Annotated in this window: 16 protein-coding genes; 8 read left to right on the top strand and 8 right to left on the bottom strand. The window is 69.1% G+C overall.

The window, feature by feature from the left end:
- Positions 1–43 precede the first annotated feature (43 nt).
- The 3 genes from AB0I12_RS20460 to AB0I12_RS20450 all read right to left on the bottom strand — a co-directional run bounded on the left by AB0I12_RS20460 (position 44) and on the right by AB0I12_RS20450 (position 3848).
- A complete protein-coding gene (locus tag AB0I12_RS20460) occupies positions 44–2371 on the bottom strand; it encodes a hypothetical protein (RefSeq protein WP_359931836.1) in 2328 nt (775 codons plus the stop codon).
- Between the two features lie 113 nt (positions 2372–2484).
- Positions 2485–3444, bottom strand: a complete 960-nt coding sequence (locus AB0I12_RS20455; protein ID WP_359931833.1) for a hypothetical protein — start codon at positions 3442–3444, stop codon at positions 2485–2487.
- A gap of 2 nt (positions 3445–3446) precedes the next feature.
- Entirely contained in the window at positions 3447–3848 is a 402-nt protein-coding gene (locus tag AB0I12_RS20450) for a hypothetical protein (protein WP_359931830.1), read from the bottom strand.
- Between the two features lie 167 nt (positions 3849–4015).
- On the opposite strand from AB0I12_RS20450, the gene AB0I12_RS20445 reads away from it, so the two are divergent.
- The 5 genes from AB0I12_RS20445 (at position 4016) to AB0I12_RS20425 (ending at position 7682) form a co-directional block, all read left to right on the top strand.
- Positions 4016–4627 carry a hypothetical protein gene (locus AB0I12_RS20445; protein ID WP_359931827.1) on the top strand — a complete coding sequence of 204 codons (612 nt, stop codon included), beginning with the start codon at positions 4016–4018 and terminating at the stop codon, positions 4625–4627.
- Between the two features lie 111 nt (positions 4628–4738).
- Complete coding sequence (locus AB0I12_RS20440) at positions 4739–5185, top strand: MarR family transcriptional regulator (RefSeq protein ID WP_359931824.1); 447 nt, start codon at positions 4739–4741, stop codon at positions 5183–5185.
- Positions 5182–6396, top strand: coding sequence for an MFS transporter (locus AB0I12_RS20435; RefSeq protein WP_359931821.1), 1215 nt, complete (start codon positions 5182–5184; stop codon positions 6394–6396). The genes AB0I12_RS20440 and AB0I12_RS20435 overlap by 4 nt, the downstream gene beginning before the upstream one ends.
- A 250-nt stretch (positions 6397–6646) precedes the next feature.
- Entirely contained in the window at positions 6647–7174 is a 528-nt protein-coding gene (locus AB0I12_RS20430) for a TetR/AcrR family transcriptional regulator (protein ID WP_359931819.1), read from the top strand.
- Between the two features lie 10 nt (positions 7175–7184).
- Entirely contained in the window at positions 7185–7682 is a 498-nt protein-coding gene (locus tag AB0I12_RS20425) for a DUF2867 domain-containing protein (protein WP_359931816.1), read from the top strand.
- Here the strand turns inward: AB0I12_RS20425 and AB0I12_RS20420 are convergent.
- The 4 genes from AB0I12_RS20420 to AB0I12_RS20405 all read right to left on the bottom strand — a co-directional run bounded on the left by AB0I12_RS20420 (position 7639) and on the right by AB0I12_RS20405 (position 12841).
- A complete protein-coding gene (locus AB0I12_RS20420; RefSeq protein ID WP_359931813.1) occupies positions 7639–9465 on the bottom strand; it encodes an ABC transporter permease in 1827 nt (608 codons plus the stop codon). The two genes, AB0I12_RS20425 and AB0I12_RS20420, sit on opposite strands and share 44 nt — an antisense overlap.
- 69 nt (positions 9466–9534) lie before the next feature.
- On the bottom strand, positions 9535–9891 hold the full coding sequence (locus tag AB0I12_RS20415; protein ID WP_359931810.1) for a hypothetical protein: 357 nt from the start codon (positions 9889–9891) through the stop codon (positions 9535–9537).
- Between the two features lie 38 nt (positions 9892–9929).
- Positions 9930–12236: a CehA/McbA family metallohydrolase gene (locus AB0I12_RS20410; protein ID WP_359931807.1), complete on the bottom strand. Its 2307-nt coding sequence runs from the start codon at positions 12234–12236 to the stop codon at positions 9930–9932.
- A 50-nt stretch (positions 12237–12286) separates the two neighbouring features.
- Entirely contained in the window at positions 12287–12841 is a 555-nt protein-coding gene (locus AB0I12_RS20405; protein ID WP_359931804.1) for a TetR family transcriptional regulator, read from the bottom strand.
- Between the two features lie 118 nt (positions 12842–12959).
- Here AB0I12_RS20405 and AB0I12_RS20400 point away from each other — a divergent pair, with 118 nt between their 5' ends.
- Entirely contained in the window at positions 12960–15503 is a 2544-nt protein-coding gene (locus AB0I12_RS20400; RefSeq protein ID WP_359932132.1) for a bifunctional FO biosynthesis protein CofGH, read from the top strand.
- Between the two features lie 32 nt (positions 15504–15535).
- On the opposite strand, the gene AB0I12_RS20395 is transcribed toward AB0I12_RS20400, so the two are convergent.
- The gene (locus tag AB0I12_RS20395) at positions 15536–15841 is read right to left on the bottom strand and encodes a hypothetical protein (protein WP_359931801.1); all 306 of its coding nucleotides are present in this window, start codon (positions 15839–15841) and stop codon (positions 15536–15538) included.
- A 149-nt stretch (positions 15842–15990) separates the two neighbouring features.
- Between AB0I12_RS20395 and AB0I12_RS20390 the strand changes: the two genes are divergently transcribed.
- Together AB0I12_RS20390 and AB0I12_RS20385 are read left to right on the top strand one after the other, a co-directional pair.
- Positions 15991–17892, top strand: coding sequence for a histidine kinase (locus AB0I12_RS20390; protein ID WP_359931798.1), 1902 nt, complete (start codon positions 15991–15993; stop codon positions 17890–17892).
- On the top strand, positions 17880–18518 hold the full coding sequence (locus AB0I12_RS20385) for a response regulator transcription factor (protein WP_359931795.1): 639 nt from the start codon (positions 17880–17882) through the stop codon (positions 18516–18518). Before AB0I12_RS20390 ends, AB0I12_RS20385 begins: the two co-directional genes overlap by 13 nt.
- Positions 18519–18687: the final 169 nt, after the last annotated feature.

The raw sequence follows: 18687 nt of genomic DNA, 5'->3' as shown, positions 1-18687 counted from the left end.
TTGCTGCGATTATCCGGACCGGCCATCGCGACGGCGCCCGCGATCAGCCAGAAGTTACGGAGCTGTGATCACGGACCGTGATCGGTTCGGTGGTCGGAGTAGCCGGGTTGAAGGAGGCGTCCGAGACCGAGTAGCACAGCTTCCACGGCTCGGACCGCGCGTCGATCATCTCCATCAGATGTTGCTGCTGAACCCGCTCGTCGTGGTTGGCCGGCCAGTCCTCGGTGATGAGTCCCCTGCGCAGGTCGGAGGCCCATTGAGAGCTCTCCTTCAGCAGGTAGACGCGGTAGCTGTAGCTGGTGAACGCGCCGGGCGCCTCGGAGTTGCCCCGCAGCCAGACCTCGCTCCCGACCGAGATGCCGTTGGCGTCCTTACTGGTCCAGCTCATCTCCAGCTCCGTCTTGAGCCCGCCGCCGATCGACGCCTCCGCCTTGTTGCCGAACAGCTCGGCCTCCGCCCCGGCGCTGAGCAGCAGGTCCAGGCCGGCCTTGAAGCCGTGCTTGATGCTGCGGGTGTCGGTCGTCGCGAAGGTCGCAACGGTCTTGGTGTCGTAACCCCAGGCGCCGGTCAGGTAGCCGGTACCGTCGCCGAGGTCGATCTTGGAGTCGTGTTCGAGCGCCTTGTGCTCGTCCTGGGTCAGCACGTAGCTGGACAGCCGGCCGGGGACCGGGTCGATCGACGGGTTCATCAGGTACGGCACCGCTTCGAGCGAGACGTTGGTCGGGTCGATCTCGGTGCTCGTGAGCGAGCCGTCCGCCACGTTGCCCTGGTGGTCCAGGTAGGAGTACTGGTAGGCGGTCCAGTCGGCGGTCTGGAAGACCAGCACGCCCGCCGGCTGGACGGCGTACAGGTTGCTGTCCGATCCGTCGCCCTCGATCTCGGAGCCGGCCGTGATGGTCGCGACGGACTGTTGGGTGGTGGTGCGGCTGTAGGCACCCTTGTACGCGGCTTGCAGGGAGAACTCGGCCTTCGCCCAGGCCTTGGCGCTGAGGGCGAACGCGTTGAAGCCGAGGGTGCCCTTGACCGACCCGGTCACCACGGTGCCGACCGACCAGCTGATGTCGAACCCGTCCTCCTCGGTCCGTGAACCCGCGAACACGGACTGGGAGTAGCCAGGGCCGTTGAAGTAGCGCAGCGGGTCCCACTTGTCCTTCATGTTGAGGTTCTCGTTCGGGATCGGTGGCGGGCCCTCGATGATGCCGACCAGCAGTTGCTTGCCCGGCACCACCGGGCGGGCCGTGCGGGTCAGCTTGCGCCACAACTGGGTGGACCAGATCTCGTTGATCTGGCCGTTCCAGTTGTAGAAGAGCAGGCCGGCGTACATCGGGATCGCGGCGTCGGTGCGGGCCGGGTTGAGCTTGCCGGGCGACTCCTCGACGGGCTCCGAGCGGATCACCAGCTGCGAGGCGTTGCCGCCGTAGTGGATGTGCTTGTTCTTGCCCTTGCTCAGCTGGTTGATGACGGCCAGCGAGTCGGCCAGATCCCAGCCCTGCAACCAGTACTGCGGTACGACGTCGTTGGCCGGGTTGTCGGGGTCGGTGTAGCCGAGCAGCCCGGCGTTGGTGTTCGTGTACCACTGCGCCTTGCCGTGCTCGTCGATGTAGTAGGCCAGCGCGGTGTTGTCCGGCAGGACCTGGATCTTGGGGAAGCTGATCTCTTTGCCGGTCCAGTGCTGCAGGTGCTCGGTCAGCGGGCCGACCGTCAGGGCGTCGCCGATCGGTGCCAGCCAGCAGCCCAGCCGCCAGGTGTCGCGATCCTTGCGTTTGGCGATCAGCACCAGGGTGGGATCGCCGTCACCCGCCGGCAGGATCACGTCGCAGCACACCTCGCAGCCGTCCTCGTCGAGGCTCCCGGCGCCGGAGTCCGTCGAGAGCGGCAACGGGACGGTGGAAACCCGCACGCCTTTCATCCAGGTCTGCTGGGCGAGCGCGGTCCACGGGATGGCGACGATCCGCAGCGCGGCCTGCTCGTTCGGTGCGGCGCCGACGAGCAGCAGGCCGTCGGCGAGCGCGACCAGGCCGAAGGTCCGCCGTACCTGGATCGGGTTCTCGCCGAGTGTCAGCTGCCGGACGGAGAGCTTGCCGTCCAGCCCGTCGGGATGACCGTCCTCGGCGTACCAGATGTTGTCGGTCCGCGGCTGGCGGTAGAAGACGTGCCGGACCTGGTCCATCCCCTCGGCGCGGTTGACCCCGACCTGGACCGGACGAGAGGAGTCCGGCGTGGCATGGTCGGTGGTGAGCTTCGTCCGGACGCCCTTGCCTCCGTCCTCCGTGCCGTTGGCGTGGTAGCGCCACAGGCACCCCTCCCCGCAGATGTAGCCGTAGATCGCTCCGTCGGGCATCGTCACGGCGCTCACGTTCGAAACGGGCATTCGGACCACCACTTCCGTTGTCGGTACTGGTGTTCTTCACGGTCCGCGATCGCGCCGTCACCCGCCCTAGGGTGTGTCCCTAGGGCCGTCCCCAGGTCCCTGATTCAGATGGTTCAAGGCCGGCGCTCGGGACCCCCGGCCCGCCGAGTGCCGGAGTACGGCGGGCCGCCGCGCGCCGAGTAGCTGCCCCAGCCGGACGTCGCCCGTCCGGGTGAGGCAACGCCGCCGAACGACACTCTTCTGGCGAAGTACTGACCGGCGACGGCCCGGCCCTCCTCGAACGCCTTCCGGCCGATCGCGCAGGACCGGCTGAAGATCAGGTGGGACCCGAGGCCGGACAGGTCGGGGAGCTTGCCGAAGTGCTGCCACATCGCGTTCGTGATCCGGCGCTCGGCGACCCCGCGCTCCTGGGCGAAGCGCGGGTCGCCGAGGCCGTAACGGTCGGCGATGACGCCGGTCGCGACGGCCCACTTGCCGGTCGCGTTGACGATCGCCATCCTCCGCAGCATCTCGAGACGATCGGCGTTGTCGAGCCCGCCGAGTTCGTAGGCCAGCGTCTCGGCCGCGGGAGTGAACCGCTCGTAGGCGGGGAACGCGACCACGTTCTTGATCCCCGGGGCCACGAGCTCGAGCTGGAACTCGTCGACGTAGTCGTCCAGGGTCTCGTGGCCGTAGCTCTCGGTCACGCCTTCCTCGAGCGCCCGCACCGCCGCGATGCGGAAGTCCTGTTCCGCGTCCGCGTGCTCGGTGCCGCGTCCGGCGAGCAGGTGCAGGTTCTCGTGGTACACCACGGCGAGCGCCTCCCGGTACCGCAACAACGTCGCATCGTCCTGCAACTGCCCGGCCTGCAGGAACATCTGCCGCAGCGGCCGCAGGACCCGCTCCTCGTCGTACCGGATGACGTGATCCCAGCCCGCCGAGCCGAGCACCCGCAGGCCGTCGTCGGTCAGCTTGTAGGGCTGCACCTCCCACGTCCCGTTCCAGCTCGAGTGGTCGGCGCCGCTGACATTCACCGCGCCCACGTGCTGCAGCCGCATGAACTCGTCGAACGTGGCGGGTTGTCGCAGTGGCATCCTCAGTCGCCGACGTCCGCTCGCCAGCTGTTCGCGAGCTGGGCCAACGGCTCGTTCAACGCGAGGAGGGCGTGCTGCTCGAACTCGTCGGCCGTCTCGCGCGAGACGGCCGTGATGCCACGGATCCCCTGCTCGAGCCGGGCCACCCGCTCGCGCGCGTCGCCCGCGTCCAGCTCCGCTTCGGCGGCGATCCGTTGGGCACGCTCCATCCGCTCCCGGGCGTCGGGCGACAACTGCGCCGCCCACCGCTCGATCAGGAACTCCGCGGTCTGCCGCAGCCGTGCGTCCTCGATCTCCGGTACGACGCCACGCAGCGCCGTGAGCGCTTCAGCTGCGTCGACAGCACCGAGCCGCCAGCCGCGCTGCGCCGCCTTGTAGCGCTCGAGGAATTCGTCGTACGGCACGCGGTCACTGTAATTCAATCTGGCCGGACCGGTTGGTGAAGGCGCCGCTCCCCGGATGCCGGAGTGACAGGACGTCGCGCGCCGGCCGCGGGCGTACCGTGGTGGGGGTGGGTGGTCTTGGGGGTGGGGATTCGGGACCTGTTCGGGGGGAGCCGCGGTGGCCGAGTGTGGCTGCCGTGGTGCTGGCGATGTTGTTGACGTTGGTTCGGCCCAGGGACCTACGGCTGCTGCCGGCGTGGGTGCTGCCGGTGGTCGAGGTCCTGCTGGTGACGGTCCTGATCGTGCGGGATCCGGGGCGGATCGACAAACGGTCGGCGTTCTTGCGTGGAGCGTCGATCACGGTCGTGACGCTGCTCGTGCTGGACGCGCTGGTGGCGACCGTACGGCTGATCGCAGCGCTCATCCATGGCGGGTCGATGACCAACTCACCGACCAAGCTGCTCGCCGCCGGTGCCGTCGTGTGGTTGTCGAACCTGCTCTCGTTCGCGCTGCTGTACTGGGAACTCGACTCCGGCGGCGCCGCCAACCGCGCCCATCGGATACCGCGGTACCTCGACCTCGCCTTCACGCAGCAGGTCAGCCCGGAGCTCGCCCGGCCGAACTGGCGCCCGGGCTTCGGCGACTACCTCTACCTGTCGCTGACCACCTCCATCGCCTTCAGCCCCACCGACGTGATGCCGCTCGCGCTGTGGGCCAAGCTGGCCATGGGCCTGCAGTCGATGATCGCGCTGGCCGTCGTGGGCCTCGTGGTGGCCCGAGCCGTCAACGTCTTCACCTGAGCGGCGGCAGGGCGGCCGACAGCTCGGATCTGGCGAATCTCGACAACCGGCGCGGCGTGATCTCGTTCACTTCCGTGGAGATGCATAGCATTGCTATGTATATTTGCGGGTGTGACAACACGAGATCTGACCGGCCTCGGCGAAGACATGGTGGTGGCGACGACGCGGCTGTCGCGGCTCGCCACCCGGAACGTGAACACGCTGCCGCACGCCGCGATGCGGGTGCTCGGGCGGCTGGACGAGCTCGGGCAGGCGCGGATCAGTGAGCTGGCCAAGGCCGACCGGTGTTCGCAGCCGACCATGTCCAACCTGGTGCAGCGGCTCGAGGACCAGGGGTGGGTGCGGCGCGCCCAGGACCCGTCCGACTCGCGCGCCAGCCTGATCAGCCTCACCGACGCCGGCCTCGCCGAGCTGCGCAGTGCGCGGCGGCAGGCCGGGGCCGCGCTGGCCGCACGCCTGCGCCAGCTCCCCGCCGACGACCTCACCATCCTGGAGGCCGCCGTCGCCATCGTCCACAAGCTCCTCACCCTCGAACCTTCGGAGGCCACGCCCCGGTGAGCACGTCGTCGTTCCTGAAGCAGCCCAAGTCCGTCTGGGCGGTCGCGTTCGCCTGCGTGATCGCGTTCATGGGCATCGGCCTGGTGGATCCGATCCTCAAGCCGATCGCCGAACAGCTGCACGCGAGCCCGTCCCAGGTCTCGCTGCTGTTCACCAGCTACATGGCGGTCATCGGTGTCGCGATGCTGATCACCGGCGCGGTCTCCAGCCGGATCGGCGCCAAGCGCACCTTGCTCATCGGTCTGGCGATCATCGTCGTCTTCAGCGCACTGGCCGGGCTGTCCAACAGCATCGGCGCGATCGTCGCGTTCCGGGCCGGCTGGGGACTGGGCAACGCGCTGTTCATCGCGACCGCGCTCGCCACGATCGTGAACTCCGCCGCCGGATCGGTCGCCGAGGCGATCATCCTCTACGAAGCCGCGCTCGGCGTGGGCATCGCGGCCGGACCGCTGGTCGGCGGCGAACTGGGCACGATCTCCTGGCGCGGCCCGTTCTTCGGCGTCGCGGTCCTGATGACGATCGCGCTCGCCGCGACCGCGTTCCTGCTGCCCGCATCGCCGCCGGAGGCACGGCGTACGTCGGTCGTCGAGCCGTTGAAGGCACTGCGGCACCGGTCGCTGGCAACTGTCGCGGTCACCGCACTGCTGTACAACTTCGGGTTCTTCACGCTGCTCGCCTTCACCCCGTTCCCGCTGGCGATGTCGGCACGGGAGATCGGGCTGATCTTCTTCGGCTGGGGTATCTGCCTGGCGTTCACGTCGGTGTTCGTCGCGCCGCGGCTGCAGCGCCGGTTCGGCACCCTTCCGGTGGCGATGACCGTGCTGCTGCTGTTCGGCGCCGATCTCGCGGTGATGGGCGTGTACGCGCACCACAAGCCGGTGCTCGCGGCCGGCGTCATCGTGGCGGGCCTGTTCCTGGGCATCAACAACACGCTGATCACCGAGGCCGTGATGGCCGCCGCCCCGGTCGAGCGCGGTACGGCATCCGCGGCGTACTCCTTCGTCCGCTTCTCCGGCGGCGCGGTCGCTCCTTGGCTGGCCGGCAAGCTCGGCGAGGAGTTCAACATCCAGCTCCCGTTCTACGTCGGCGCCGTCGCCGTTCTGCTCGCCGTCGCCGTCCTCGCGACCGGCTGGAAGCCCCTCTCCCACCTCCGCGTCCCCACGACCCACTCGGAGTCGGAAGCCGAAGCCCTCACCGCCGCCGACGCCTGACCCTTCAACCCGACCCCGCCGGAGCCTTCTTCCGGCGGGGTCGTCATGTTGAACGCGGATGGTCGGTGCCGCAGGTGATGCCGTCGTGTGCAAGTCGACAGGAGGTATCGGGTCCTCGGGTAGTGCACCTGAGCGTGCACCTGCCCGCGCGTACAGCGTCTCACCGGTGCACTACCTGTCGACCTTGCACACCCCGCGTGGCCGGCCAAGCGCCGCGCGAACATACCAAACGGTATGGTATGGTTTTCCAGTGTTGAGTCGCACCGAGTGGTTGGATGCCGGGCTCGAGTTGCTGGCTGGTGAAGGGGCGCCGGCGGTGACCATCGAGCGGCTGACCAGTGCGCTGGGGGTGACGAAGGGGTCGTACTACCACCACTTCAAAGGCGCTTCCGGATACAAGGCGGCGTTGCTGGAGCACTTCGAGGCGCAGTACACGACCCGGCTGATCGACACCGTCGAAGGCGATCGTGATGACGGAGAGAAGCTTCGGCATCTGCTGCGGCTGGTGCTGGCTGATCCGGACAGTGCTGCGCTCGAGATCGCCGTCCGGGCATGGGCACTGCAGGATCCTGAGGTTCGGGCTGCACAAGAGCGGGTGGACAAGGCGCGGACGGCGTACCTGGAGAAGTTGTGCCGGGGGCTGGGCATGGACGTCGACCCGGACCGGTTCGCGCAGCTGCTGTACCTGATTCTGATCGGCGCCGAGCAGGTGGTGCCGCCGATCGGGAAGCAGGACCTGCGGGAGATCTACGACCTGGTCCTCCGCCTCATCGACTAGAGGAGTGCTCATGCCGACCACCCTGCACGAACTCGACGACCTGGTGCCGGTCGTGGACGAGATCGACGTGAAGACGGCGCACGGCGACGTCACGCTGCGGGAGTTCATCGCCGGCTCGTTGGGGCACAGCCCGTTGTGGATCAAGGGGTTGTTCGCCGTCCGGATGGCCGTCGCCGCCGTGCTTCGCCTCGAGACGACGGGGATCCCGGACACGCGGCGGCTGCGGCCCGAGACTGTGAGTTTCACGCCGGGCGAGAAGGACGCGTTCTTCACCGTCGTGCGCGGCGAGGAAGACCACTACCTGCTGCTGAAGGTCACCGACAACCACCTGATCGGGTACCTCGCGTTCATCACCGACAACGAGCGGCCGGCCACGTTCAAGGTCGTCACCCTGGTGCAGTTCCTGCGACCCGCGGGGCGGTTCTACTACAACCTGATCCGTCCGTTCCACCATGTCGTCGTGCTCAGTATGTGCCGAGCCGGCGAGACGTCGCGCAATAGGCAGTGAGCGCTGCCGCGATCCCGACAACGGCCAACGCCGACACGAAGATCAGGCCGAGCAACCGCCACGGAATCGCCAACGCTGCCAGGCCGTAAGGCCCTGCGGCGATCCCCGCGAGCGCCGCCGCGGCGACCAATGACCCAAGCAGTACGCCGACCACCACGACTGTCACCGACTCCACCAGGGCCACCGTCACGACCTGCCCTCGTGTCAGCCCGGCCAGCCGCGACAACCTGAACTCCTGCCGCCGGTCCGCCGTCGACATCACCACGGCGTTGACGACCGCGACCGCGGTGAAGATCCCCGCCAGCCCCATGAGCGCGGCGAACAGCCCGGAGTTACTCCGCTGCTGCGCCTCACCCCGCGCCTGCGCCCATTGCTCGACGGTCTGGCCGTCCATCGTGGCGCCAGGTGCGAGCTTCACCAGGGTCTCGGTCCGGCCGCCGGCCGGCAGCAGACCCCGCGGGATGAAGAAGTTCTCGCTCACGTCGAGCGTCTCGGGCATGATCGCGACGACCTTCACCGCGACCGTTCTGTTGCCCAGCGCAACCTTGAGGGTCGATCCCAGCTTGTAGCCCTCGGCCGCCATTCCGGGCCCGATCGCGATCGTCCGGCCGGTCAGCCGGTCCAGCGATCCCTTCTGCGGCCGCAGTTCGTGCGTGCGCTGGTACGCCACCGGGTCGATCCCGATCGCCTCGGAGTACACCGTTTTCCGAAAACGTGTGACGGCGATCGGTACGGCGGTCTGCACCGAGGCGGCCGCGATCCCCGGTCCCGGCGGCACCGCGTGATCCGTGACGACATCGGCCGTGATCAACCGCTGCTGCTCGACCCCGACTGCCTTCGCCAGCGACCCGAATGTGCCCCACAGCCCGACGACCAGTCCGACGAGCACGATCAGCGGCGCCGCGGTCGCCGCGCTCCGCCGTACGGCGTGCAGCACGCCGGCCCGCGCGAGGTCGGCGATCACGTTGCCTCGGACAACCATCGCGGGCAGCCGGCCGACCAGTGGGACCACGACCGGGCTCAGCTGGCTCAGCGCCACGGCCCCGCTGATCATCACCACCAGCCCGATCATCAGCCCGGCCACGAGATCCCGCGCCGCCTGCGCCGCGATCACCAGCAGCACCGTGCCGGACGCGGCCGACAGCCCCCAGAACCACCGCCATGCCGTCATCACCCGCCGCGCGGCCTGTCCCTCGACGATCGCCTCGAGCGCGTTGACCCGCGACGCCCGCCAGGCCGCGGCGAGCACGCCGGCCAGCGCGGTGCCGACGCCCACGATCATCGCCGCCCACATCGCGCCCTGATCCCAGGGCGCCTCGAACCACTCCGGCAACATCCCCAGCCGGACGAGCAACCACGACTGCGCCCAGGTCGCCAGCACACCCACCGGCACCCCGGCCACGCTGCCGACGGCCCCGAGCAGGCCGGCCTCGGTCACGACCATGAAGCACAGGTATCCGCGCTGCGCCCCGACCAGCCGCAACAGCCCGAACTCGCGCCGCCGTTGCACGGTCATGAATCCGAACGTCGTGCTCACGATGAACACGCTCAGGAAAACGGCCAGCATCACCGACATTCCGAGCAGCGTTGCGGCACCGACGTAGCCTTCGCGGACCTTTGCCCGCTCGAACGCCGACAACCCCGCGGGCAGCACCGGCCGATCCGTCGCAGCCAGCATCTGCAGCCCGGACAGCACCAAGCCGACCCCGAGCGCGACGGCGACCACCGCACCGGCGAACAGCTGCCACCTGGTCCGCAATGCCCCGACAGACAACCTCAGCATGCACCCAGCCAACCGGCCCGGACGCCGCCGCGCCCGGGCTCCAGCACCCGACCCCGGGTAGCTCGGGCGCTACCTGGCCGACAGCAGCAGATCGACCGTGCTGTGGTTGGCCAGGCCGCCGAGCGCGCCGAGAGCCCGGAAGGTCAGTGTCACGTCGACCACGGTCGGCGCGTCGAGCCGAACCCGGAACACGGTTTCTTGTCGATGCTCCCCGGTCAGCTCGTGTGCCGGCACCTCCAACTGGAGCCCGCTGACCGGTTCGGACTCGACGACCAACGGCCCGGTGACGAAGCCGTCGTTGACGACCGTCACGGCGATCGGGTGCCACTCACCCGGCGTCAAGGTGCCGATGGGCGCACCGCTGCGGGCAACGTTCACCCGCGCCTCCGGATTGATCGTGACCGCGATCGGCGCGTTGGTCTCCACCGGCCCGCAACACCCGATTGCAGGTGCGTGGTGAGTCATCAGTCGACCTCGCATTCCTCGAGCCGCGAGAGGTAGACGGCCTGCGCCTCGTCGTACGCCTGCCGCGCCGCGTCCCGCTCGCTCTCGCGGATGAACCCGGACTTCGCTTTCCACAGCTGGTCGACGCAGTCGTGCAGCCACTGCGCACTGCGGCGTGACGCCCGGACGGGCCGGCCGCCGACCTCGAGGAAGATCGGTTGGGTGTGCACGCTACGCAGGATCCGCAACGCCAGCCAGGACGAGCGTTCCACCGTCACGTCGAAGGCGATTTCCTGCTCGATGCCGTCGGCAACCACTTCCTGGGAGGCCACTGCGAAGCCGTTCACCACCAACTCGACGACGACCGAGCGCGACGTACCGATCCGGGCGCGCTCGAGGTGCCAGCCGACCGGCGCGCTGTACGCCGGACGCCCCGCCGGCGGTGGTGGCGGCTGCTCGGGCAGCCAGGCGGCCACCGTCGCGCTGACCCGCACCTGCCCGGGCGCGTCCAGCTGATGCTCGCGACCGACGTCACCGTCGACCGCCAGGTCGAAGACGTGACTGCGGCCGTCACCGAAGTACGACGCTTTCTCGCGGAGCCCGGCGATCCAGGCCTCGATCGCCTGCGGCCCTGACGGCGGATCGGTCAGTCGCACATACGTGCGGCCGACTCCGGGGCCCTCGTCGTAGATGCACGGATAGTCGGTCTCGCCGAGCATCAGCGTGCGATAGCCGACGCTGAGCAGGTGGTACCAGATGTTCAGCTCGGACGCGGGCGCGAACTCGGCGCCGCACTGGAAGTCGGCGGCCCCGAGCGGTACGTCGACGACGATCTCGTTCGAGCCGATGCTCTGGAACGACGGCACGACGTAGTTGGGCAGCTCTTCGGTGCCGACCGCCAGACCGAGCCCGCAGTGCGCGTACCCGACCAGGGCGTTCTGCGCCTTGCCCCAGCGCATGACGGGCAGGTTCCACGACGGCCAGTCCTCGATCAGCGACGTCCCCGGGTAGTCCTGGTCGGACAGCCCGAGCAGGATCACGTGACCGGAATGGCTGGACGGAAAGCCTGATACCTCGACGTCGTACCGCAGGGCGCTCTCGCCGTCGCGGTCCGTCGGCCTGGGTGTCCACGTCATGCCTTGTGCGGCTTGCATCTCCGGGTACTCGAGGTCGGCCGCCGGGCTGATCGACTCACCGCTGAAGAACTGTTTCTGGTGGTAGTAGCACGGCGCCCAGGTGAGCACGCTGCCGAGCCACAGTCCTTCGCCGCGGACATGCCGGATCATCGTCTCGGGTGTGACGCCTTCGCTCGGGACGTTGTAGTGCGAGCATCCGCCGGCATGGATGTGCGGGTCGCCGGAGTAGTACCCGCGGCTCGCCGGATCGACCCAGCGGTCGAGTGTGATCGGAATGCTGTCAGTTTCCGCGCCGACCTCGGTGTCCAGCACCACCGTCCGGTACTCGGGCCCGCGGATCGCGGAAACCCGGTACTTGCCTTCGGGCAGCCGGACCACCTCGCCGGTCGCCCGGTAAACGTGTTCATGGAAGAACATGTCCGGCGCCAGACGCATCGCCTTCGACGGGTACGAGCGACCTTGCCCGTCCTGGATGGTGATCGCGGCCATACAGCTGCGGCCGTCGGGCTCGCGGATGTCGAGCTGGATCTCTCGCGCCGGCGCGCAGTCGAACTCGAACGAAGCGCCGTATTCGCGGGATTCGAAGCCCGTCCGCTGGCCGGCGATTCGCAGCGGGGACCGGCTCAGACTCCTGTGATTGTGCTCGTCCGCAGCGAACAGCATCACTCCACCCGAGCGAACACCGTCGTCGCGGGCGTAGAGGCTGATGACCTTGTACTCGACCTCGAGGCCGGACAGTTCACCGGGCGCGGCGAGCTTCGTGTCCAGCCACGCGTGCTTGATCCGCGGGACGACCGTCAACGTGTCGTGCAGCGCGATCCGCGCCGAGTGGCTCTGGTGATCGATCATTCCGTACGTGCCGCCGTCGAACGTCGCCAGCTCGGCTTCGATCCGGTGCGGATTCGCCACCCGCACAAGGAAACTCCGCCAGCCGTGCTGGACCAGGCGCGGCGGTGCGGCGCCCGGCGCGCAGAGGGCCATCCCCTGCTCGTCGATCGACACGTCCACCAGGACGAACGGCCGGAGAAGGGTTTCGAGCTGACTGCGCCGGTCCGCCACACTCAGCGAACTGCTCTCCAGCTTGGACAGTTGGGTGACAGCGTCGGCCGGTAGCGGATCGCCGAGTTCCTGCAGTTTCCGGGCGGCGCGGACCGCGGACGCGAACAAGGGCTGCACTGGTGGCTCTGACACCGAGGGACCTCCCTGATGGCGAGTTCCTTCGCGACCCTACTCGGCACCGGCTACCTCAGCACCTCCAATAACGCGGCGACGTCCGCCTGGTCCAGGTCGCGGGCACCGATCAGGGCCTGCATCAGCAGACCGTCGAGCGCGGCCACCAGGAGTCTCGCCCTCTGCGGATCCGCCGTGAAGGCGCGGGCGATTTCCGTCAGCGGCTCCAACCACGCCCCGGCCGTCTCCCGCAGATCCGGCCGCCGGGCCGCGAACAGGTACAGCTCGTACAGCGCCAGAGTCCGCCCACGGCGCCGTACGACGCTGTGCTCGATCAGCCTGGCCAGCTCGTCGGCCGGCCGCGCGCCCAGCTCGCTCCCGCGGCCGTGCAGCTCGGCGGCGAGGTCCTCGGCGGCCGACTGCAGCGCGGCGACCAGCAGGTCGTCCAGTGTCGGAAAGTGATAGGTGATCGACGCAATCGACACGTCCGCCACGGCGGCCACCGCGCGATGGCTGACACCTGCGACTCCGTCGCGTTCGATCACGGTCAGCGTCGCCGCGAGCAGCTCGCCGCGGCGCTGCTCACCGCGCACCCGGCGCCCGTCGACACCCCGCCTGACCTGCACGAACAGCAAACTATCAGGACGTTCGTACGGATTGATTTTGCTCTCCGGAATCGCGGGATCCAGCGTTTTCCGCGACTTAGGCTCGGATCTCGTGGCCCCCTCAGAACTGACGACAGCGATGCGGCGCGCGCTGAAGCGCGCGGACGACGGCAAGACCCTCGACCCGGCGGAGGTGGAGGTGCTGCTCGGCGCGAGCGGTGACGCACTGACCGCGCTGATGGCGACCGCGGCCCGGGTCCGCGACCAGGGCCTGGCCGACGCCGGCCGGCCCGGCATCATCACGTTCTCGAAGAAGGTCTTCATTCCGCTGACGCGGCTGTGCCGGGACCGCTGTCACTACTGCACGTTCGCGACCACGCCCGGCCGGGTGCACGCGCCGTACCTGTCTCCGGACGAGGTGCTGGAAATCGCGCGGCAGGGTGCCGCACTGGGCTGCAAGGAAGCGCTGTTCACGCTCGGCGACGCCCCGGAAGAGCGGTGGGACGCGGCGCGGACGTGGCTCGACGAGGCCGGGTACGACAGCACGCTCGACTACGTCCGGGCGATGGCGATCCGGGTGCTCGAGGAGACCGGCCTGCTGCCGCACCTGAACCCGGGCGTGATGTCGTGGCAGGACCTGCAGCGGCTGAAGCCGGTCGCGCCGAGCATGGGGATGATGCTGGAGACCACGTCGCGGCGGCTGTTCGAGGAAAAGGGCCAGCCGCACTTCGGGTCACCGGACAAGGACCCGGCGGTCCGGCTCCGGGTGCTTGAGGACGCCGGGCGCTCGAACGTGCCGTTCACGACCGGGCTGCTGATCGGCATCGGGGAAACGTTGACGGAACGTGCCGACTCGATCTTCGCGCTGCGGAAAATCGCCCGGCAGTACAACGGCATCCAGGAAGTGATCATCCAGGGTTTCCGGGTGAAGCCGGACACCGCGATGCGCAACGACGCCGACGTACCGCTGGACGAGTGGCTGGCCGCGATCGCCGCGACGCGGATCGTGCTCGGGCCGCGGGTTCGTGTCCAGGCGCCGCCGAACCTGGTCGATCTGGCCGAGTGCCGGGCGCTGCTGGACGCGGGTGTCGACGACTTCGGCGGGGTGTCGCCGCTGACGCCGGACCACGTGAACCCGGAGCGGCCGTGGCCGCAGATCGACGACCTCGCCAAGGTGACCGCCGATGCCGGATTCGCGCTGCGCGAGCGGCTCACCGCGCATCCGGAGTATCTGCGGGAGCCCTGGCTCGATCCTCGGCTGATCTCGCACGTCGAGGCACTCGTCGACCCGGCCACCGGTCTGGCGAACGAAGACGCGAAGCCGGCCGGCCTCCCGTGGCAGGAGCCCGACGGCGGGTGGGACAGCGTCGGCCGCACCGACCTGCACACCGCGATCGACACCGAGGGCCGGCGCACCGAGACCCGCTCCGACTTCGACGCCGCCTACGGCGACTGGGACGTCCTCCGCGAACAGGTCGCCGAACGCCGCGCCACCGAAGCGCCGGCAACCACGCCAGGCATCGGCGAGGTGCCTGGCTCCACCGCACCTGAGCGGATCGATGCCGATGTGAAGGCGGCCTTGGCCGCTGCCGAGCGTGACCCGGCGGGGTTGTCGGATGCGCAGGCGTTGACGTTGATGACTGTGACCGGGCCGGCGCTGGATCAGCTCGCGCGGATCGCCGACGACTTGCGGAAGGCAACGGTCGGCGACGACGTGACCTACGTGGTGAACCGGAACATCAACTTCACCAACGTCTGCTACACCGGCTGCCGGTTCTGCGCGTTCGCGCAGCGCCGCACCGACGCCGACGCCTACTCCCTGTCGATGGACGAGGTCGGCCAGCGTGCCGAGGAAGCCTGGGTGATCGGCGCGACCGAGGTCTGCATGCAGGGCGGTATCCACCCGGACCTGCCGGGTACGGCGTACGCCGATCTGGTCCGCGCGGTGAAGGACCGGGTGCCGGACATGCACGTCCACGCCTACTCGCCGATGGAGATCGTGAACGGCTCGGTGCGGACCGGCCTGTCCATCGAGGAGTTCCTGATCTCGGTGAAGGAGGCCGGGCTGGACAGCATCCCCGGCACCGCGGCCGAGATCCTCGACGACGACGTCCGCTGGATCCTCACCAAGGGAAAGTTGCCGACGGCAAGCTGGATCGAGGTGATCAGCACCGCGCACAAGGTCGGCCTGCCGTCCAGCTCGACGATGATGTACGGCCACGTCGACGCGCCGCACCACTGGGTCCAGCACCTGCGCACGATCGCCGCCGTCCAGGACGAGACCGGCGGCTTCACCGAGTTCGTCCTGCTGCCGTTCATCCACCAGAACTCGCCGATCTACCTGGCCGGCGTGGCGCGGCCCGGCCCGACGTACGACGAGAACCGCGCGGTGCACGCGATGGCGCGGATCATGCTGCACGGCCGGATCGACAACATCCAGTGCTCGTGGGTGAAGCTCGGCGTCGACGGCTGCGTCGCGGTCCTGAACGGCGGCGTCAACGACATCGGCGGCACGCTGATGGAGGAGACCATCAGCCGGATGGCCGGGTCCAAGCACGGCAGCCGCAAGTCGATTGCCGAACTCACCGCAATGGCAACCGCCGCCGGCCGCCCGGCCCGCCAGCGCACCACGACGTACGGCGACGTCCCCGCCCGCCCGGCCACGGAGCTCGAACTCGCCTGACGCTCCTCCCTCCCGGAGCGCCAGGCGACCGGTCACTTGACCGGGTCGAGATCGACGGCCCGGTTCCGGCGCTTGTTGCCGACACGATGCCCGAGGGCGACGAGCAGGTTGCCGATGACGTAGATGCCGCCGGTGACGACGAGGTACCCGAACGGCCAGGCGTTCGGGTCCGCCGGGAACGCCTGCGAGTGGTCGCCGACCCAGCTGCGCATCAGGTACACCAACTGGAACGTGAAGCAGTAGCCGAAGATCGCGATGTACGCGACGTACGCAGTCAGCCGGTTCCGCAGGAAGAAGCCGAGCGGAAACGCGAACAGAACGGTGGCGATGGCAATCACGGGAAGTCCCCTCCTCGAGTAAACGACTCCTCCACGATCGCGTCGGCGGGCGCTGCGCCGCATCGGTGCTGTCGCCGGATCACGGTCCGCGCAGGCCACTAAGTGCTGGCACGGGTGCGCGAACGGCCGCCCGAGGTCATCATGTGGTTGTGCTCCGGCCTTGGCGTCTGGTCGTCGCCGCGACGGTCCTCTTCGTCGCGGCCGCCGCCGTACGGGCGGTGCTCGCCTACGGACCGTCGTCGATCGGGGGCCCGGCGGACTGGCCTGTCACCACCGCCCTTCTGTTGCCGGCCTTCCTGCTCAGCTGGCTGGTCGTCGTTCGAGTTCCTTTGAGTCCGATCGGACCGGCGCTCGCGCTGACCGCCACGATGCCCACACTGGTGTTCGTCGTGGAGGACTGGGGCGCGACGGCACGAACCCCTCGACCGTGGCCGGCGGCGTCCGCCCTGGACGCGATCGCGGACGGCACCTGGCCGTGGATCTTCCTCGGCTTCGTCACGCTGGTCCTGCTCTTCCCGGACGGGTTGCTGCCCGGCCGGCTCTGGCGGTGGGTCTTGGTGGCGATGCCGGTTTCGGCGACTCTCGTGACCTTCGTCGTCGTCCGGGAGGGCGCCGCGCGGACGAGTCCTACGGCACCGCGCGTACTGCTGATCGTCGTCGCCTTCGGCGCGCTCCTCGCAACCTTGCTCGCGGCCGCGTCCAGCCTGGTCGTGCGCTACCGGCGCGGCGATGAGCTCACCCGGCAACGGCTGCGTTGGCTGATGGCCGCGGCCGTCGCGGTGCCGATCCTGCTCGCCGCGAGCTGGCTGGCGACCGCGCTCGGCGTACCGGGGACCCTGGCCTACACCTGGTTCCTGGTCGCCATGTTGTTCCTCGTCCCCGGCGCGATCACCGTGGCGATCCTGCGTCACGACCTGTTCGACATCGACCGCCTCCTCGGTGCGACCGTCAGCTGGGTCGTGACCTCCCTGCTCTCGGCGGGCGTGTTCGCAGCGGTGGTCCTGGTGGTCGGCGGCTACTTCCCCGACCGCGTCGGCGTCACGACTGCCGCGTTCGTCACTGCTCTCGTCCTGCTCCCGCTCTACCACTGGATCCACCGGGCGATCGGCCGCTTGGTCGACCCGGACCGGACGGTCGCGCTGACCCGGATCCGCACCTTCGTACGACGGGTACGCGACGGCGAGGCCGAGCCCGAACAGATCGAGGCAGTACTACGCACCGCGCTCGACGATCCCGGCCTCCACGTGCTGCTCCGACGCCCCGGAGCGGAACTCGACGTACCCACCGGGGCGATTGCCCTGCAATCCGGCGACTCCGTGGTCGGCGCGTTGGTCCTCGGCACCACGTCGGCGCGCCGGGTCCGGCGCGCGCGTGAGGCGGTCGTCGAGGCCCGGCTGCCGATCGAGGTCAGCCGCCTGCGGCTGGAACTGCGGGAGGCGCTGGCCGAGGTGCGCACGAGCCGGGCCCGGTTGATGGACGAGGTGAACGCGGAGCGGCAACGCCTGGAGCGGGATCTTCACGACGGCGCGCAGCAGCGGCTGATCGTGATCGGGATGCGGCTGCGGTCGGTGCAGTACCAGTTGTCGCCCGGCGTACCGGCGTACCGGGAGCTGGACGAGGTGGTGGAGACGCTCGAGCACACGGTCGCGGAGCTTCGCCGGATCGCGCACGGGGTGCGGCCGAGTCGCCTCGACGACGGACTCGCGGTCGCGCTGCGGCATCTGGTCGCGGACAGTACGCTGCCGGTCGATCTCGTCGTACCCGAGCTCGAGATCGGTGAGAGTGCCGCGACGACCGTCTACTTCACGGTCGGCGAGGCGATCGCGAACGCGCTCAAGCACGCGCGGGCAACCCGGATCTCGATCTCGGTCGGTCTGACGGACCAGGTCCTGCGTGCCGTGGTGCGCGACGACGGCGTGGGTGGCGCCAAGGAGGGGTTCGGGTTGACGTCATTGCGGGACCGGGTCGCGTCCGTGGGTGGGGAGTTCACCGTCGACAGCCCGCCCGGGGCCGGCACCTCGATCACCGTGGAGATCCCGTGCGCATCGTGATCGGCGAGGATTCCGCCTTGTTCCGCGAGGGTCTGAGCCGGCTCCTGACCGAGAACGGTCACGTCGTCGCCGGTACGGCGGAGTCCGCCGAGGCGCTCGTCGACGTCGTCCGCGCGGTGGATCCCGACCTGACGATCATCGACGTCCGGATGCCGCCGACGATGACGGACGACGGCGCGCGGGCGGCCGTGACACTGCGCGCGGAGCGGCCGGACCGTCCGATTCTGATGCTGTCGCAGCACATCGAAACCCGGCACGTGGTCGGACTGGTCGGCACCGGCGGGTTCGGGTACCTGCTCAAGGATCGCGTGCTGCGCGTCGGTGACTTCCTCGACGCGATGCGCCGGGTCGTGGACGGCGGGTCCGCGCTCGATCCGGCGATCGTCGCCGCGCTGGTCACACCGGCGCGCCCGGGGAATCCGCTGGCCGCGCTGTCCGCGCGTGAACGCGAAGTGCTGGCGCTGGTGGCGGAGGGTCGCTCGAACAGCGCGATCGCCGCGCACCTGGTGCTCGCCGAGCGGACCGTCGAGAGCCACATGCGGAGCATCTTCCAGAAGCTCCGGATCGACGACGCCCCGGACAACCATCGGCGGGTGCTCGCCGCGCTCACCCAACTCCAGCAGTGAGTCTTGACAACTGGTTAGTTGTTGCGGCAGGCAACATTTGCACGGAAAGTGAAGGAAGTTTTACTGAGCGTTGCTTACTTCAAAGGCAATGCAAATGTTTGAACCCGAGGATTCCCGGTACGCCGGGCGCCGTGACAACGTTCAGTTGTCGGCGACGGACGGGTCGCCG

Origin of the sequence: Kribbella sp. NPDC050459 (assembly GCF_040655315.1) — a bacterium.
In the GTDB taxonomy this organism is placed as follows: domain Bacteria; phylum Actinomycetota; class Actinomycetes; order Propionibacteriales; family Kribbellaceae; genus Kribbella.
Note: the sequence above shows the minus strand (reverse complement) of the source record. Positions and strands in the feature narration are given on the sequence as shown.

Bases quoted from the DNA above. Each gene is read 5' to 3' on its own strand.
- AB0I12_RS20420 (WP_359931813.1), bottom strand. From the start codon at position 9,465: ATGCTGAGGTTGTCTGTCGGGGCATTGCGGACCAGGTGGCAGCTGTTC.
- AB0I12_RS20455 (WP_359931833.1), bottom strand. From the start codon at position 3,444: ATGCCACTGCGACAACCCGCCACGTTCGACGAGTTCATGCGGCTGCAG.
- AB0I12_RS20400 (WP_359932132.1), top strand. From the start codon at position 12,960: ATGCGGCGCGCGCTGAAGCGCGCGGACGACGGCAAGACCCTCGACCCG.
- AB0I12_RS20460 (WP_359931836.1), bottom strand. From the start codon at position 2,371: ATGCCCGTTTCGAACGTGAGCGCCGTGACGATGCCCGACGGAGCGATC.
- AB0I12_RS20425 (WP_359931816.1), top strand. From the start codon at position 7,185: ATGCCGACCACCCTGCACGAACTCGACGACCTGGTGCCGGTCGTGGAC.